This window comes from Flavobacterium sp. UW10123 (genome assembly GCF_040538975.1).
Taxonomy (GTDB): Bacteria; Bacteroidota; Bacteroidia; order Flavobacteriales; family Flavobacteriaceae; genus Flavobacterium.
This window is the reverse complement of the sequence record NZ_JBEWQE010000005.1, coordinates 1-16,621: the sequence shown is the minus strand read 5'-3', so window position 1 is coordinate 16,621 and position 16,621 is coordinate 1. Positions and strand designations below refer to the sequence as shown.

Genomic DNA, 16,621 nt, shown 5'->3' with positions numbered 1-16,621 from the left:
TTAGTCGATTTAAAGAATGGAAAGTAAAATTATATTTGTAATAGGTTTAGTATTGTTCTTTGCTTTTAGGATTTATGCTCAAAAAAATGAAAAGAAAAACTCAGACAGTTACATAAAGAAATTATCAGGAAAAGAGATTGTTTCAGAATTAAATAGATTAAATTTTTTCAATCTAACAGATAAAAATGATTTAAAAATTGCAAAAGATGAATTTGAAAAATCTTATGATAAATTGAATTTCTTTGAAGGTCAAATGAGAGAAGATTTAAGTTTTACTGACAATAGATTTTATTTTATTGATTCTGAAACATTATTTGAAGGAGAAGGATTAATTCAATATTTAGAAACTGTAAAAATTTCATTTGATAAATTAAATTTAAAACTTTTAATATCTGAGGAATTTGAAGATCAGACTGATAAACATTTACTTCATAAGATAAAATTAAACGGGAAAGAATATATTGCTTTCAATAATGATTTTGGCAATTATGACTGGACGATAGCGTATTTGAATTTTATTGAAATGTTAAATGATCAGCTTAAAATTCAAGGAACTGACGAACAATTTTATCCAATTAATTCAGGAAATGATGGCAGAATTGTTTTATTGACCAAAGAACAATTTAAATTTGTGAGAGAAAATTATCCAATTAATAAGGATCATCCAAAAGAAATTATAGATTGGAAAGATGACTTCAAATATTAAAAATATAAAGAAATGAAACAACTCGATGATTTCTACCTAAACCAAGAAGAACCTATAAAAGGTGTTTTTCTTGCGTTAAAAGAAATCATTCTAAAACAAGATCAAGAAATAACCAATACTTTAAAATATGGAATGCCATTTTTCTCTTATAAAGGAAAAATGTTTTGCTACTTATGGATTCATAAAAAATTCAAAAAGCCTTATGTTGGAATTGTGGAAGGAAAACATTTTGATGAAGTTTTTTTGATTCAAGAAAATCGTTCTAGAATGAAAGTTATGATGTTTGATTTCAATGAAGATTTGCCTTTGGAGCAGATTGAAACGATAATCCAAAAGGCGATAAATTTATATAAAACAGGAATTGTTAAAATTTAATTGTTTAAAAAGCAATATTTAACGGAATAGTTAAATAAATAATAAACTTACTTCATTTTTAGTCGTGAAAGTCTATAATCTTTGTCTGGTCGTATATAAAACCGTAAATTTGCATATCATCGAATTTGATAATTAATTATGACAAAACTTAAAAATATAAAAGCTATAGTAAGTGATCTTGACGGAACTTTACTTAACCCGCAACATAGAATATCAGATTATACCAAATCAATTTTTCAGGAACTTCACAATCAAGGTTATCTAATTGTGGTAGCTACAGGGCGCCATCATCTTGATGCGATGGGAATTATTGAAAAACTAGAAGTTCCAGTTTATTTAGTAAGTTCAAACGGAGCTAGAATTCATTCGCCAAATAAAGAAGAACTTTTTTCTTTTAACTTAGACAGCGATGTGGTAAAAGCTGCTTTGAATGTTGAAATCGATCCTGAAATTACGGTTGTTTTATTTAAAGAAAATGTATGGCAAACCAATAAATGGAATGAAAAATTGAATTCTTTTCAGGAAGAATTAAAATATCATCCAGAATTAGTTGACTACAAAACATTGGATGATTTTGCTGCAATTAAAATTTTCTTTTCTTGCAGTGATCACGAAAAACTAGTTAAGCTAAAAGATCAAATTTTAGCCAATTCATCAGAACATTTGCATCATGCCTTTAGTTTGCCGACTTGTTTAGAATTTATGGATAAATCTATAGACAAGGCAGTTTCAATCGAAAGAGTTTTAGAAAAAGAAGGTTTCACTTTGCAGGAAGCAGTATCTTTTGGAGATGGTTTCAATGATGTTCAGATGTTATCTGTTTCTGGAAAAGGTTTAATTATGGGAAACGCTCCAGCTTCGCTAAAAGAAGAATTGCCAAATTTAGAAGTTATTAAAACAAATGCAGAAGATGGAGTTGCAAGATATATTGCTTCTAAGATTTTAGATAAAGAATTTGCAACAACTTAATTAAGAATATTTTACATTCTGTTGTTGCTGGATAACAAATAATGGTTATTTTTATAAGAGCTAATTCATAGAGAGTTAGCTCTTTTTTTAACCTTAAATTTGTTTTAGCAATGAAAAGATTTTTACTTCAAGCTGAACGAAATTGTATTTCGGGAGCATTGGTTTTACTGCCGCTTTTAGTTTTTTTTATTTTGTTAGAAAAAGTTTGGAAATTTTTCCAGAATTACGGTGAAAAGTTTGCGCATTTTCTCCGCTTAGATTTGGTGTTAGGAAAATATGCCACCGATATTGCTGGCGGAATTATTTTGCTGTTTTTAATTTATCTCAGTGGTTTTTTAATGCGATTAGCTCTCTTAAGACGTTTTACTAATTGGATAGACGAAAAACTAATGATCTTTTTGCCAGGTTATGAAAAAAATAAAAAAGAAGCAGAAGAGAAATTGCTGAAAAGGAATAATGAACCTAAACCTATTACAGACTTGCCAATTTTGTTTAAAAATGGAAATTTTTGGCAGCCAGCACATTTAATTGAAGAGGATGAAAATGGTTCTGCCGTAATTTTTGTTCCAATTGCACCAGCTAAAGATCAAGGACAGATTCTGATTGTACAATCCGAAGATTATAAAAAGTTAAACGAAACCACAATTCATAGTTTAGATAATTCAATAAAGTCTTTTGGTAAAGGAATTTTAAGCTTTAAATAATTCACTAAAATTGAAGTAATATTTTCTTTGTTTGCTCTGTCAAATAGTTTTAAATTTGCCTTCATAAAAAACAACACAACTAGATAATGAGTAATACAATCACAACTACAAATTTTAATTTCCCGAATCAGAAATCAGTTTACCGCGGAAAAGTTAGAGAAGTTTATAATATTAACGACGAACTTTTAGTAATGGTGGCTACCGATAGACTTTCGGCTTTTGATGTAGTTTTGCCAAAAGGAATTCCGTACAAAGGACAAATCCTAAATCAGATTGCAACAAAATTCATGGAATTGACACAAGATATCGTTCCAAACTGGCTGATTGCAACTCCGGATCCTAACGTTGCTGTTGGACATTTATGTGATCCTTTTAAAGTAGAAATGGTTATTCGCGGTTATTTGTCTGGTCATGCAGCTCGTGAATATGCTGCAGGAAGAAAACAAATCTGCGGTGTAATTATGGCTGAAGGTTTAAAAGAAAATGATAAGTTTCCTGAGCCAATTATTACTCCAACTACAAAAGCAGATAATGGTTCTCATGACGAAGATATTTCTCGCGAAGATATTTTAGCAAAAGGAATTGTTTCTGAAGAAGATTATTTAGTTTTAGAAAAATATACTAGAGCTTTATTCCAAAGAGGAACTGAAATCGCTGCTAAACGCGGATTAATTTTAGTGGACACAAAATATGAATTTGGTAAAACAAAAGATGGTGTTATTGTTTTAATAGATGAAATTCATACTCCAGATTCTTCTCGTTATTTCTATGCTGAAGGATATGCTGAAAGACAAGAAAAAGGGGAGGAGCAAAAACAATTATCTAAAGAATTTGTTCGCCGTTGGTTAATTGAAAATGGTTTTCAAGGGCAAGAAGGACAGCAGATTCCAAATATGACAGACGAATATATTGAATCTGTTTCTGAAAGATATATTGAATTGTTTGAAAATATTTTAGGAGAAAAATTTGTAAAAGCTGATATTGCCAATATTGATCAGCGTATCGAGAAAAATGTAATAGTTTATCTTTCTTCAAAATAACAATTTCGATTTAAGCTAAAAACGAAATATAAAAAAGCCTTGCTGTAACAAATTCAGCAAGGCTTTTTTCGTGTAAATAGATTTGCGGTAGGAAATCCAATTTGGAATTATCCAAATTTTATTATGTGAAAAATGCAATTGAGCCTATCTGATTGCGCTTCTATATCTTTTTTCAAGAAATTTCATCTTTTTTTTCATTTTTAATGCAACGTTTTGTGCATAATGAGCGTCTAACAAGTAATCATCACAATCATTAATCATTAAACAAGCAATCAATCATGAAAAAAACAGTAATCGTTTTCGGAACGGCTTTGGCCGTATTTGCAAATTTTGCAACAGCTTCTAACTTGAAGTTAGAAAATAAAAATCAAATTGAAATTCCTTTCGATTTTTCATCGCCTTTACATTTGGCGGTATGCAATGGAGATGTTGAAACCGTAAAGAAAAGCATCGAATATGGGGCAGATGTAAATAAAATTGTGCGAAATATGACGCCTTTAATGCTTGCAGCTCGTTTTAACAATGTCGAAATCGTAAAAATTTTATTGGCAAATGGAGCTAAGCCTTCAATTGAAAATGCACACGGACTTCGAGCATTGGATTATGCCAGATATGCAAAAGCACTTGAATCTGCAGCTATTTTAAAAGGACTGAAATAATTTCTCTTTAGCAAAACAAAAAAGCATCATTCTTCTTAAGATGATGCTTTTTTTTTATTTTTTACTTTTTAAAGAAAAACTTGAAACCTAATTCTTTTTTTAGTCGTCTAAATCTTAAATGTATCATCATCAATCATTTAATAGATAATCATCATGAAAAAAACGGTAATTATTTTAGGATTAGTTTTCATTTTTGCAAATGAATCAAAAGCAACAACTTATCAGTTGAGTACTGAGAATCTAGCTGAATTTTCAATTTATTCGAATTCTCCATTTCATCTTGCTATAAGCAAAGGCGATGTTGAAAGTGTAAAAAAGTTTATATCATATGGAGCAGATGTAAACAAAATTGTGAATAATATGACTCCTTTAATGGTAGCAGCACGATTTAACCAAGTTGAAATTATTAAAATCTTACTCGAAAAAGGAGCAGATCTGTCAGCTGAAAATGATAGAGGGCTTACTGCTTTACATTTTGCAGAATTTGGCAAATCGACCGAATCTATTGCTATTTTGAAAGAAAGAAAAGATAAAAGTAATAGAAAGCGTAAATGAAAAAAGTGCAATTCAATTATTTTGAATTGCACTTTTTCTTTTAAGAGCTGTAACTTTATTCCATTTTATCTTTTAAATTTTCTAGGCCTTTTTGTAAATCGTTTCCAACCATTTGGTCCATTCTTAGCATCGGGAGCATAATATTAGTTGGATACGGAATTACGCCACTAATTCCCCATTTAACTTTTGTCTGATTTCCAGAAACAGGTTCTGTTGACATAAAACCGACAGCAGTATCTTCAACAGGTTTTTTAAAACGAAGTGTAAAGTCCAAACGTCTATTTTCTATTATTTTTGTAATTTCCTGTTCTCCAACACCAACTTCCTTAATATTGCTTTCCCAAGAAGAAACTGAACCTACCATGCCATCAATTCCTTTATAATGAACTTTCATTTTCGGATCCATATTAGCCCACGTACTAAACTCGTTTTGGTTCTTAAGTGACCTAACATATTTGAAAACACTATCTGTAGGTTTATTGATCGTTATTTCTCTTTCAACCAAATATTCTTTAGGCATAAAATAAGCACCAATTAAAACAATCGAAATAAGTAAAATTAAAATAACTAGAATTCTTTTAATAAAAATCATACTCTTAGTTTTAAGGTTATTAGTCTTTTGAACTTTTGTTTCTCAGATAAAGCGCTAAATTTTTTGATGTCTATGATTATAACGCTATGTTTTTGATTTTTAATTCTATAGTAAATTTAGAAAAATAATCAATCTATTAAAAATGATATTTTCTTAAAGTGAAAAAAAAATAAGATTTGTTGTAACATTTTTTCTTTTTTGTAGTCTATTATAGTAAAATCAATAATTTGATGACGTTTAGGTTCTTTAATTACCGTTTTATTAAGTAAGTGTTAAGAATTAGTTAAAACATGGTACTTTGCAATACATAATACGATAAAATAATTTACTTTTACATCATCAAATTAAAATCATCATCAATCATTTAATAAACATCAATCATTATGAAAAAATCAGTTATTTATTTAGGATTAGCCTTAGTAACATTTGGAAATGTAGCAATGGCTTCAAACGGAGTTTCAACTGTTAAAAAATCAGTTGAGCTTAAAAGTTATGTAGGAACTCCCTTAAATGTTGCTATTAGTAAAGGAGATCTTGAAACCGTTAAAAAATTTATTGAATACGGCGCGGATGTAAACCAGTTATCTGAAGATTTTACTCCCTTGATGACGGCTGCACTTTACAATAAACACGAAATTATAAAAGTTTTATTGGCTAATGGAGCAAAACCTAATACTAAAAATGAAAAAGGTTATACAGCATTAAAATATGCACAAGGATCAAATGCTACGGAAGCAATTGAGCTTTTGAAAGATTTGAAATAACAGTTTAAAAGTTTTGAGTTAGTAAAAATGACCTTTCTGAGCAAAAGGTCATTTTTTTTTGTTTAAAGGAAACGCTAATTAAACAAAAAAAGCATCATTACTAGAATGATGCTTCTCCTTTTTTAAATCCCAACAAATTGATTTAAAACTAAATATTTTAATTGTTTATTCTATCGGCACATGCTTTTTTCTGTTGAATATCCAAAATAAAATTGGAAACACTAAGAGAGTCAAAACAGTTGCCGTCATAAGTCCGCCGATAATTACAATTGCAAGTGGTTTTTGTGATTCTGAACCAATTCCTGTAGAAATTGCAGCCGGCATTAATCCGATTGAAGCCATTAACGCTGTCATGACTACTGCTCTAGTTCTCGCCTTTACTCCCATAAATATCGATTCTTCGAGAGAAAATTTAGCCTTGAGATTATGATGAAATTCCGATATTAGAATAACTCCATTCTGAATACATATTCCGAGAAGCGCTATAAATCCAACTCCTGCAGAAATTCCGAAATTCATCCCTGTTAAGTGCAGTGCAATAATTCCACCAATAATGGCAAACGGTACATTGGCTAAAACAAGTAGAGAATCTTTAAAGTTTCCGAACAGAATAAATAGGAGAACAAAAATTCCAATTAAACTAATCGGTACAACTTGAGCCAGCCGCGCACTTGCACGAACTTGATTTTCAAATTCACCTGTCCAACCTGTTGTATAGCCAGCAGGAAGTTTAAGCTGATTTACTTTTTGCTGTGCTTCAGCAATTGTACTTCCTAAATCTCGATCACGAACAGAGAATTTTACTCCAATAAAACGTTTCGTATTATCTCTATAAATAAACGCTGGTCCTGTAATGGTTTTAATATCACAGATTTCTTTTAAAGGAATTTTTATTCCGCTAATTGTAGGAACTTTAATTTCTTCTAGATCTTTCTCGTCTTTTCGGTATTCTTTTGAAAAACGAACACGAACATCAAATTTCTTTTCGTCTTCATATTTTTCAGTAGCTGTTTTTCCTCCAAAAGCTAATTCTAAAACTGCTTGCGCATCACTTAATGTTACTCCGTATGCAGCCATTTTTTCACGATCTAGGATTACGCTAATTTCTGGCTGTCCAACATTTCGTAAAATTCCAACATCTTTTATACCTGGAATATTTTTAATTTGTGCTAAAACCTCATTAGCCAGCTGATCTAATTTATTTAAATCATCACCGTAAATTTTTACAGCATTTGAAGCTTTAAATCCAGCTACCGATTCTGCAACGTTATCAATTACAGGTTGAGAATAATTATACGTGATTCCCTGATGTACTTTTAGTTTATTATCCATTTCATTAATCAGATCATCCATAGAAATTTTGCGTTTCCATTCTTTTTTTGGAAGCAAGTCAACTTGAAGCTGAATAAAACCAAAACCATTTGGGTCAGTTCCATCATTGCTTCGTCCAGTTTGAGATAATACGTTTTTAACTTCAGGAAAACTTTCTAAGTCTTTTCTAATCATTGCAGCCGTCTTAACACTTTCTGGGAGTGAAGTACTCATTGGCAATTCTGCTGTTACCCACAAAGCGCCCTCGTTTAATTGAGGTAAAAATTCTGTTCCTAAGAAACCTGCAGAAAAGAAAACACCCGCTAATAAAGTTATAGACGCAATCAATGTCTGCACTTTATGTTTGAATGTCCATTGAAAACCTTTACCAACAATTCTATCCCAAAAATTCACAAACGGATTATGTTTTTCTTTTACATTTTTGTTTAATAAAATATGAGAAAGAACTGGAACCAAAGTCAAAGTGAAAATAAGTGCTCCTAATAATGCAAAACCTAATGTAAAGGCTAGGGGAGAGAACATTTTTCCTTCTACTTTCTGGAAAGAGAAAATAGGAAGTAAGGCGGTAATAATAATCAGTTTTGAGAAGAAAATAGCTTTACCCATTTCTGTCCCCGTCTTTTTTATAATGCTTCCTTTTGCAATTTTATTGAATTTTTCCATCCCTAATTGATGCGCCTTATGATCTAAGACCACAAACAAGCCTTCAACCATTACAACGGCTCCATCAATAATAATCCCGAAATCGACTGCACCTAAACTTAATAGATTGGCACTCATTCCCATCATCTTAAGACACAAGAATGCAAATAATAATGAAAGCGGAATGACAATCGAAACTGTAAAAGTAGTTCTCCAATCGGCCATAAATAGAAACACGACAACAGTAACGAGAATAATACCTTCAAATAAGTTGTGCATTACTGTTTCGGTCGTAAAATTCATCAAATTATCACGATCGTAAAATGTTTCAATTTTAATGTCTTTTGGCAAAACATTATCATTAAGATCTTTGATTTTGGCTTTTATTAAGGCAAGTGTTTCCTGCGGATTTTCACCTTTTCGCATTACTACAATTCCTTCAACAGCGTCGTCATTATTTCCAATACCTGTTTGTCCAACTCTTGGCATTGAACTTTCGTAAACGTCAGCTAAGTTTTTAACCAAGATTGGATTTCCTGCTGCGTCATCTACGATAATATTTCCAATATCTTCTTTCGATTTTAATAAACCGACACCGCGAACAACAAATGCTTGTCCGTTCTTTTCAATAACATCACCACCTACGTTTAAGTTTCCGGCATTTACAGCGTTGTAAACTTGTAAAGGTGTAATGTTGTATTTTGCCAATTTGATAGGATCAACCCCAACTTCATAAGTTTTAGTTTGACCTCCAAAAACATTTAAATCGGCAACGCCAGGCAGAGAACGAAGTTGTTTATCGATAACCCAATTTTGGTAAGTCAATAATTCTCTACTGTCTCTGCTATCGCTTTTTACAAGATATCTAAAAATTTCTCCTGTAGGGCCATAAGGAGGCTGTACGTCTGGTTCTACATCATCAGGAAGGGAAACATTCTTTAATAAGTTATTTACCTGAAAGCGGGCAAAAGTATCGTCTACACCATCATCAAAAATGATTTTAATAACCGATAAACCAAACATAGTAATGCTTCGCACACTTGTTTTTTTCTGTACCGAGTTCATGGCAATCTCGATTGGAGAAGTAACAAAACGTTCTACTTCTTCAGCACTTTTTCCGTTCCATTGCGTAATAATAATGATCTGCGTATTGGTAACGTCTGGAAAAGCATCAATAGGCATATTTTTGAATGAAATAAATCCAGCAACAGCCAATAATCCAACCCAAAAGAAGGTAAATGCTTTATTCTTTAGCGAAAAAGCAATAATATTTTTTATGAATTTGTTCATGTCTTAATTATTTAAAGCACCATAAATAAATAGCTGATTGTTGGTGATTACTTTTTCATTTTCTTTTAAACCGCTTGAAAGGTAAGTAGTGTCTCCAACTACTCTATAAACTTCGACTTGTCTAGTTTCGATATTATTACGGTCTTTAAATACCACAACAAAGTTTTTGCTTTTATCAAAAACAATAGCTTTACTCGGTACGGCTATCATAGATTGGTTTTCATTAAAAGACAATTTTATATTAGCATTCATATCAGGCTTCAGCATGTAATCTGGATTATTCAGCTTAATTCTGGCTTGCATAGCTTTAGTCTCAGGGTCAATTACATTATAGATTTTATCTACTTTTCCGTAAAATGCTTTATCAGGATAACTCAAAGTAGTTACAGTAGCGCTCGTTCCCAGTTTTACTTTATTGATATCTATTTCATTAATATTAGCCATTGCCCAAACTTCGCTGATTTCTGCAATATCAAATATGTTTTCAGAACGGTCGTTTCGTAAAAGCATGTCTTGATTAATACTTTTCTGAATGATAAAACCGCTTATCGGAGCTGTTACTTCGTAAATTGAACCCGCTTTAATATTATAGATTTTATAGGTTTCCTGTATTTTGCTTAATTGCGACTGCGCTTTATTTACCTCAGATTTTGCCTGAAGCACGTCGCTTTCAGAATTCAGTTTTCCCTCAAATAATTCTTGAGCTACTTTCAAATTATTTTTGGCAACAAGCAAATCGCTTTTCGCATCAATGGATTGTTTTTCAAAATCGGCAACATCAGTACTTTTTATCGTGGCAAGAACTTGTCCTTTTTTAACATAATCACCAAGTTCAACATTTACTTTCATTACATTTCCGCCAACCAGTGGGTAAACATCAATCATTTTATTATTGTCAGCCGTAATTTTACCATAAAAACTAAGTTCATTTTTTAATGGCTGAGATTTAGCTTCTGCAGTTGTAGTGCTTTTAAGCATAGTATCGCTTAAAACAAAAGAGGTATTTGTTTCAGGATTTTCAACTTCTTTTTTGCAGCTCGTAAGAGATAAGCCTGCTAGTGCGATTCCGATGAATAATATATGTTTCATTTCTGTAATTTTTTAAAATAAATCTTTGTTGATGGTGCTATTTAACTCTTCGCCTGCAATCACTACTTTTTTCTTTAATTCATTTAATTGAATTATAGCCTGATTGTAGCTTTCCATAAAATCGGTAAATTCTAAAAGGCTTACGTTTCGTTTTTGAAAGTTGGTAAGCATTCCGTTATAAACTGCTTCAAAATCTGAATTTACAGTTGGCTTTATAACAGCATAATTTTGTCTGGATTCATCCCATTTGGTCCATGCTGATGTGATTTCTGTTTTGAGCTGTAGTTCGAAGTTTTGTTTTTCAATTTTAGATTGTTCCAAAATTGTTTTTGCATACTTAATGTTTCCTTTATTTTGATTCCAAAGTGGTAAAGGAATTCCAACAGTTAAATTGGCTTCATTATTAAAAGCACCACTTCGCTGATCATAATTTGCTCCAAGGGTAATATCTGGAACTGAAAGCGATTTTTGTAATTTCACATTCAGTTCATTAGCATCGATTTCTTTTTGTTTTGCTAAATAATCAGGTCTATTAGCTATGGCTTGTTCTTCAAAATTTTTAAGATCAAAAGCTATAACTTTTAGATATTTATCAGAATCATCTTTGCTTACAACTGGAACTACATTTTCAGTTTCATTTAAAAGCAATTTTAAATTAGCCTGCTCTTCTATATTGTTATTAATAACTTCTAATCTTTCGTTTTTGAAATTAAGATAGAGTGATTGTAGACGAACAACATCTTTTAGAGGAATATTTCCTTTTTGAGCTTGAACCGAATAAGAATTAATTAAATTTTCGATGTGAGCTAATTGCTTGTCTGTATTGTCAAGATTTTTAGTGTTGTAATATACAGTGAAAAAACTTTTGCGCAATTGCAGTTTTAAAGTCCTAAGCAAATCGTTAAACTGAAGTTCTGCCAGTTTTTCATTAGTTTGCGCTAATTTAACCTCATTGCGTTTTTTACCACCAAGATAGATTAGTTGTTCTATTGCAAAAACTTTCTGACCATCTTTGCCAATATCAAAAAATTTGTCTCGTTCAGGATTGTAGGCATTCAACTCTGCTGATAGAGTGGGATTTTCCCAAATGCGAGCCTGAATTGTGAGTGCTTTCGAGGCATCAAGATTATATTGGGATGCCAGTAAAAATAGATTCTTTTTTAAAAATTGGCTTTCACAGTCTTGGAGAGTAACTGTTTTTTGTGCTATTGCAGCTTGATTTAAAAGTGCAAATAACAGCAATGCAAATAACTTTTTCATTGTATCATCTTTAAGTTGTACAAATATGCTATCAACAGGCTTTAAGAGAGCTTAAAATCTACCTTAAAAATAGCTTAAAATTGCTTACAAATTAAAAAATAACTGAAATAAATTCGTGTTAATATCTGGAGTCGAATAAGTTATGTTTGCTTTATGAAGAGTTAAAATGCGTTGTACGATTCTTAAACCCAGTCCAAAACCAGAGGTTCCTTTTGAGTTTTGGCCACGCATAAAAGGCTGAAAAAGATTTCTTTGTTCTTCTTCATTTAATGTTTCTCCTGTGTTTGATACAGAAACAATAAGATGATAATGGTCTGTACTTATTTTTACTTTTGCCTGCTTAGTGTCTGAATAAACACAGGCATTTTTTAAGATATTGCTTAAAGCTATCTCTAAAAGATTTTTGTTTCCATTTATCTCTAAAGCAGTGTCTAGATTGTCACTTTCTTCCATTTCAAAAAGAATAACAAAATCCGGATAGGCTTTATTTATTTTTTCGATTGAAGAAAATAAAATTTCGTCTATTCTTTGAACTTCATGATTATTAGTATTTCGACTGTCTATTTTTGAAAGGATAAGCAGAGAATTGATTAATTCGCTTAAATGATTGACATCGGCCAATATTAAGTTTAAAAATGACTTATCTTTTTGTTGAAGTTCTGGTTCAGCCATAGCATTTTCAATCTGAGAAGTCATTCTAGAAAGAGGTGTTCTTAATTCGTGAGATGCATGAGCAGTAAACTCTTTTTGCTTTTGATACGACACCTCAATACGGTCCATCATGAAATTAAATTCGTCTGCTATTAAATCAATTTCATCTTTAGTACTTTTAGATTCAATCCTAGTGTCTAGATTGTTCTCGTTTATATTTTTAATTTTCTGATGGAATGCATGAATCGGGTTCATTGCTTTTCTGACCATGAAAGAAGTCAAAATCCAGCAAACGCAAGTAAAAAAGATGTATGAAATAATTAAGGTATATCTCAAGAAAAGCAGTTTCTTCTTGCCGTAATCATCAGTAGCAGAAATTAAGGCATAAAAATCTTTATCGTTAGTGTCGTAGAAAACACCGTAAACTTCATAATCGCCTTGTTGCTTAAAAAAAGTTTTATTCTTTTTTAGGTATTTTAAATCATCAACAGACCAATTGATTTTGGCATCATCAATACTGCTATAAATCAGTTTATAATTAGAATCAAAAACCAAAGTCTTTTCATCATATAATTTATTGATGGAATTCTGATCTATTATTTTTAAAAGCTGATTATCAACTTGTTTTACATTTACTAATAGCTTAATATTAGATAAAGCTTTGATTTCTAATCGATCTCGAAATTCTTCTTTTCTGTAATTGGAATATAAAATGAATATCACTGTAGAAGCCAATCCGAAAAGGATGGTAAACAGTAAACTTACTAAAAGTGATATTCGATTTTTTAATGTCATTCCTGATCGCTTAAGTAATATCCGTAGCCGACTTTGGTTCGGAGAAGTTTTATTTCATGGTCTTTATCAATCTTTTTTCTTAAAAAATTAATATAAACCTCAATAGTATTCTGATTGGTTTCGATATGATAATCCCAAAGTTTCTCTGCTATAAATTGTTTAGAAAGCACTTTTCCTTTTGCATGCGCTAATATCAAAATCAATTTAAATTCTTTTGGAGTAAGTTTAATTTCCTCTCCAGCCCTAAAAACTTTCATTTCTTCCTCAAAGATTTCTAAATCTTTAATGGCGATTTTACTTTCTATCTGCTGCGGAATTTCTTTTCTCCTTAAAAGAGACTGTACTCGTGCATACAATTCGTCAAAATGAAATGGTTTTACAAGATAGTCATCGGCACCATTATCGAAAGAAGACAATTTATCTTCAATTTCGCTAAATGCAGTAAGCATTATAATAGGTGTTTTTTTATCTGTTTCCCTAATTCCTTTGCAAACATCAATTCCATTTAATCCAGGCACATTTATATCTAGGACAATTAAATCATATTCGTACGGAAAGTACTTTTTAAGAAGCAAAGAGCCATCATAATAAGGAACACACTCGAATTCTTTTGAAGTAAAGAATGCGGTGATTTCTTTTGATAAAGTAAAATCATCTTCGAGTAGTAATATTTTCATGCCTGATTATATTATTTGTAGATCTGATTTGATAAACTCAAATCAGATCTACATTAAAAGTATATTATTTAAAATAAGAAAAAGTCTCGTTATTCTCAATTTTCAATAAAGCTTCATAAATAAGTTGAATCACATTCTCAACATCATCCTTGTGAACCATTTCTACAGTAGTATGCATATATCTTAACGGAAGCGAGATTAATGCAGCTGGAACACCACCATTACTATACGCAAAAGCATCAGTATCTGTACCCGTTGCACGCGAAGTAGCATGTCTCTGAAAAGGAATTTTATTCTCTTCTGCAGTATCAACAATCAAATCGCGCAATTTATTCTGAATAGCAGGAGAGTAGCCAATAACAGGACCTTTACCCATTTTAAGATCACCTTCCACCTTTTTATCAATCATTGGTGTAGTAGTGTCGTGACAAACATCGGTCACAATTGCCACATTTGGTTTTATGCGGTGAGCAATCATTTCAGCTCCGCGAAGACCAATCTCTTCTTGAACAGAATTTACTATATATAAACCAAAAGGAAGTTTCTTTTTGTTTTCGTGTAATAGTCGAGCAACTTCAGCAATCATAAAACCGCCCATTCGATTATCGATAGCGCGGCAGACAAATTTATTCTCATTCAAAATCATAAACTCATCAGGATAAGTAATAACGCATCCCACATGAACACCTAATGCCTCAACCTGCTCTTTGTTTTCACATCCTAAATCAATAAAAATATTGCTTAATTTAGGAATTTCTTCCTTATCGCGCAAACGAGTATGAATAGCAGGCCATCCGAAAACACCCTTTACAATTCCGTTTTTAGTATGAATATTAACTCTTTTTGAAGGAGCAATCTGATGATCAGAACCACCATTTCGTATTACATATATTAAACCATCCTCTGTAATATAATTTACATACCAAGAAATTTCATCTGCGTGACCTTCAATAACAACTTTGTAAGGAGCATCTGGATTGATTACTCCAACAGCTGTTCCATAAGTATCTGTAATAAAAGTATCTACATAAGGTTTTAAATAATTCATCCAAAGTTTTTGCCCTTCACTTTCATAACCAGTTGGAGAAGCGTTATTTAGATAGCTTTCTAGAAAAGCTATAGAAGTATTATTCAAGATCGATTTTGCACTCATAAAAATATTTTTCCGCTAAAATATAAATTTGGTATTAGAGTTGTGTATAAATATATAATTTTACACTTTAATTATGATTCAATGAGACTAACCACCTTTTTATTTATATTCTTAATTTGTTTTTCTTCTAAAGCCCAAGTTACTCCAAAAGAGAACGAACAAATGGGATACATACTTACCGAGAAAGATTCTATTTTAGGCGATACCATTCAGCTGCCAGAAATAATTATTTCGAAAGGAAAAAAGATGAGTGCAGAGGAAATGAAACAATTTCAGATTCTTCAAAACAGAGTATATAAAGTTTATCCTTATGCAAAATTAGCTTCAGAAAGACTAACTGCTTTAAATAACGGAATGGCTCGTTTAAAAACAAGTCGTGAAAAAAAGAAGTATTTCAAAATAGTCGAAGACTACTTAAACAATGAATTTGAAGAAAGGCTAAAAAAACTATCCAGAAAACAAGGACAAATTTTGGTAAAACTAGTTCATCGTCAAACCGGAATTACAACGTACGAATTAATTAAAACACTAAAAAGCGGATTCAAAGCCTTTGTGTCAAATACAACAGCCAATTTATTTGATATTAGTCTAAAAGAAGAGTATAAGCCATACGATGAAAACGAAGACTATTTAATCGAAACGATTTTAGTTAGGGCATTTGAATCTGGTCGATTGGTAAATCAGAGGCCCGCTCATCCTGTCGACTATGAAGATTTATCAGAGAAGTGGCAGCTAAAAGCAAAAGAATTAGAAAAGAAGTAGTTCTTTATATATAAGGTATAACCCGACAGTTTTTGAAATCTGTCGGGTTTATTTTTATACATATATAGTTATAGATATTTAAATCAGAATTCCAATTTTCTGTAGAGACGCACTTCAGTGTGTCTAATATGCATCAGAGATATAATTGAAAATACTATTTACGACAGTCTGGCTGTAATTTGAAATTTCAGGAATTGTAATTTTAATATTATTTAGAAGCTATTTCCCGCTATCCGCTGCAATCTTTTTGTGCCGAACCCCGGCACAAAAAGGATTTCCGCTTCTATCGGGGCTAGGGAAGCTGTTTTCAGAAGAAAGCAGGGAGAAAACTTAGAGGCTCTGCGTCTTTGCGAGAACAAAAACAGCAGAAAAAGCGGCTTTGCGTCTTAGTGCCTTCGCGGCAAAACAGCCAAAAGAAATGCGGAATTCAGAAAAACCCCACAGCGGATGAAAAAACATCAGACTGTAAATCTTATGTTACCAGCAGGTTAAGAAAAATAGCGAAAAAAGATTGGAAATAGTTGGAAAAAAAGCTTGGATAACTGGAAAAAGGTTCTACTTTTGCACCCGCAACGGCGAAAAACGCTCTTAGACATTCCGGCAGCT

General features: G+C 31.7%; 16 protein-coding genes. 9 read left to right on the top strand and 7 right to left on the bottom strand.

Translation table 11 applies throughout. From position 1 onward, the window contains the following. Positions 1-16 precede the first annotated feature (16 nt). From ABXT06_RS07250 to ABXT06_RS07220, 7 genes are all read left to right on the top strand, one after another. Positions 17-706 (top strand): hypothetical protein, encoded by a 690-nt coding sequence (locus tag ABXT06_RS07250; protein ID WP_354590133.1) that lies wholly within the window; start codon positions 17-19, stop codon positions 704-706. Positions 707-718: 12 nt separating this feature from the next. Further along, positions 719-1,081: a DUF1801 domain-containing protein gene (locus tag ABXT06_RS07245; protein WP_354590132.1), complete on the top strand. Its 363-nt coding sequence runs from the start codon at positions 719-721 to the stop codon at positions 1,079-1,081. A gap of 138 nt (positions 1,082-1,219) precedes the next feature. Continuing rightward, on the top strand, positions 1,220-2,050 hold the full coding sequence (locus ABXT06_RS07240) for a Cof-type HAD-IIB family hydrolase (protein WP_354590131.1): 831 nt from the start codon (positions 1,220-1,222) through the stop codon (positions 2,048-2,050). Between the two features lie 110 nt (positions 2,051-2,160). Then, positions 2,161-2,754 carry a hypothetical protein gene (locus tag ABXT06_RS07235; protein ID WP_354590130.1) on the top strand — a complete coding sequence of 198 codons (594 nt, stop codon included), beginning with the start codon at positions 2,161-2,163 and terminating at the stop codon, positions 2,752-2,754. Positions 2,755-2,840: 86 nt separating this feature from the next. After that, complete coding sequence (locus tag ABXT06_RS07230; RefSeq protein ID WP_354590129.1) at positions 2,841-3,794, top strand: phosphoribosylaminoimidazolesuccinocarboxamide synthase; 954 nt, start codon at positions 2,841-2,843, stop codon at positions 3,792-3,794. Positions 3,795-4,072: 278 nt separating this feature from the next. Then, complete coding sequence (locus ABXT06_RS07225) at positions 4,073-4,453, top strand: ankyrin repeat domain-containing protein (RefSeq protein WP_354590128.1); 381 nt, start codon at positions 4,073-4,075, stop codon at positions 4,451-4,453. 153 nt (positions 4,454-4,606) lie between these two features. Continuing rightward, positions 4,607-5,008, top strand: a complete 402-nt coding sequence (locus ABXT06_RS07220) for an ankyrin repeat domain-containing protein (RefSeq protein WP_354590127.1) — start codon at positions 4,607-4,609, stop codon at positions 5,006-5,008. Between the two features lie 55 nt (positions 5,009-5,063). Here the strand turns inward: ABXT06_RS07220 and ABXT06_RS07215 are convergent, their stop codons facing one another. After that, the gene (locus ABXT06_RS07215; RefSeq protein ID WP_354590126.1) at positions 5,064-5,600 is read right to left on the bottom strand and encodes an SRPBCC family protein; all 537 of its coding nucleotides are present in this window, start codon (positions 5,598-5,600) and stop codon (positions 5,064-5,066) included. Positions 5,601-5,983: 383 nt separating this feature from the next. Here ABXT06_RS07215 and ABXT06_RS07210 point away from each other — a divergent pair, with 383 nt between their 5' ends. Further along, positions 5,984-6,364, top strand: coding sequence for an ankyrin repeat domain-containing protein (locus tag ABXT06_RS07210; protein ID WP_354590125.1), 381 nt, complete (start codon positions 5,984-5,986; stop codon positions 6,362-6,364). A gap of 165 nt (positions 6,365-6,529) precedes the next feature. On the opposite strand, the gene ABXT06_RS07205 is transcribed toward ABXT06_RS07210, so the two are convergent. The 6 genes from ABXT06_RS07205 to ABXT06_RS07180 form a co-directional block, all read right to left on the bottom strand. Continuing rightward, entirely contained in the window at positions 6,530-9,628 is a 3,099-nt protein-coding gene (locus ABXT06_RS07205) for an efflux RND transporter permease subunit (protein ID WP_354590124.1), read from the bottom strand. Positions 9,629-9,631: 3 nt separating this feature from the next. After that, positions 9,632-10,717, bottom strand: a complete 1,086-nt coding sequence (locus ABXT06_RS07200; protein ID WP_354590123.1) for an efflux RND transporter periplasmic adaptor subunit — start codon at positions 10,715-10,717, stop codon at positions 9,632-9,634. 12 nt (positions 10,718-10,729) lie between these two features. Beyond that, positions 10,730-11,977, bottom strand: coding sequence for a TolC family protein (locus ABXT06_RS07195; protein WP_354590122.1), 1,248 nt, complete (start codon positions 11,975-11,977; stop codon positions 10,730-10,732). An 84-nt stretch (positions 11,978-12,061) separates the two neighbouring features. Further along, the gene (locus tag ABXT06_RS07190; protein WP_354590121.1) at positions 12,062-13,423 is read right to left on the bottom strand and encodes a sensor histidine kinase; all 1,362 of its coding nucleotides are present in this window, start codon (positions 13,421-13,423) and stop codon (positions 12,062-12,064) included. After that, complete coding sequence (locus ABXT06_RS07185) at positions 13,420-14,100, bottom strand: response regulator transcription factor (RefSeq protein WP_354590120.1); 681 nt, start codon at positions 14,098-14,100, stop codon at positions 13,420-13,422. The genes ABXT06_RS07190 and ABXT06_RS07185 overlap by 4 nt, the downstream gene beginning before the upstream one ends. A gap of 64 nt (positions 14,101-14,164) precedes the next feature. Further along, positions 14,165-15,253 carry a M42 family metallopeptidase gene (locus ABXT06_RS07180; RefSeq protein WP_354590119.1) on the bottom strand — a complete coding sequence of 363 codons (1,089 nt, stop codon included), beginning with the start codon at positions 15,251-15,253 and terminating at the stop codon, positions 14,165-14,167. 81 nt (positions 15,254-15,334) lie between these two features. Here ABXT06_RS07180 and ABXT06_RS07175 point away from each other — a divergent pair, with 81 nt between their 5' ends. Continuing rightward, positions 15,335-16,015: a DUF4294 domain-containing protein gene (locus ABXT06_RS07175; RefSeq protein WP_502909022.1), complete on the top strand. Its 681-nt coding sequence runs from the start codon at positions 15,335-15,337 to the stop codon at positions 16,013-16,015. Positions 16,016-16,621: the final 606 nt, after the last annotated feature.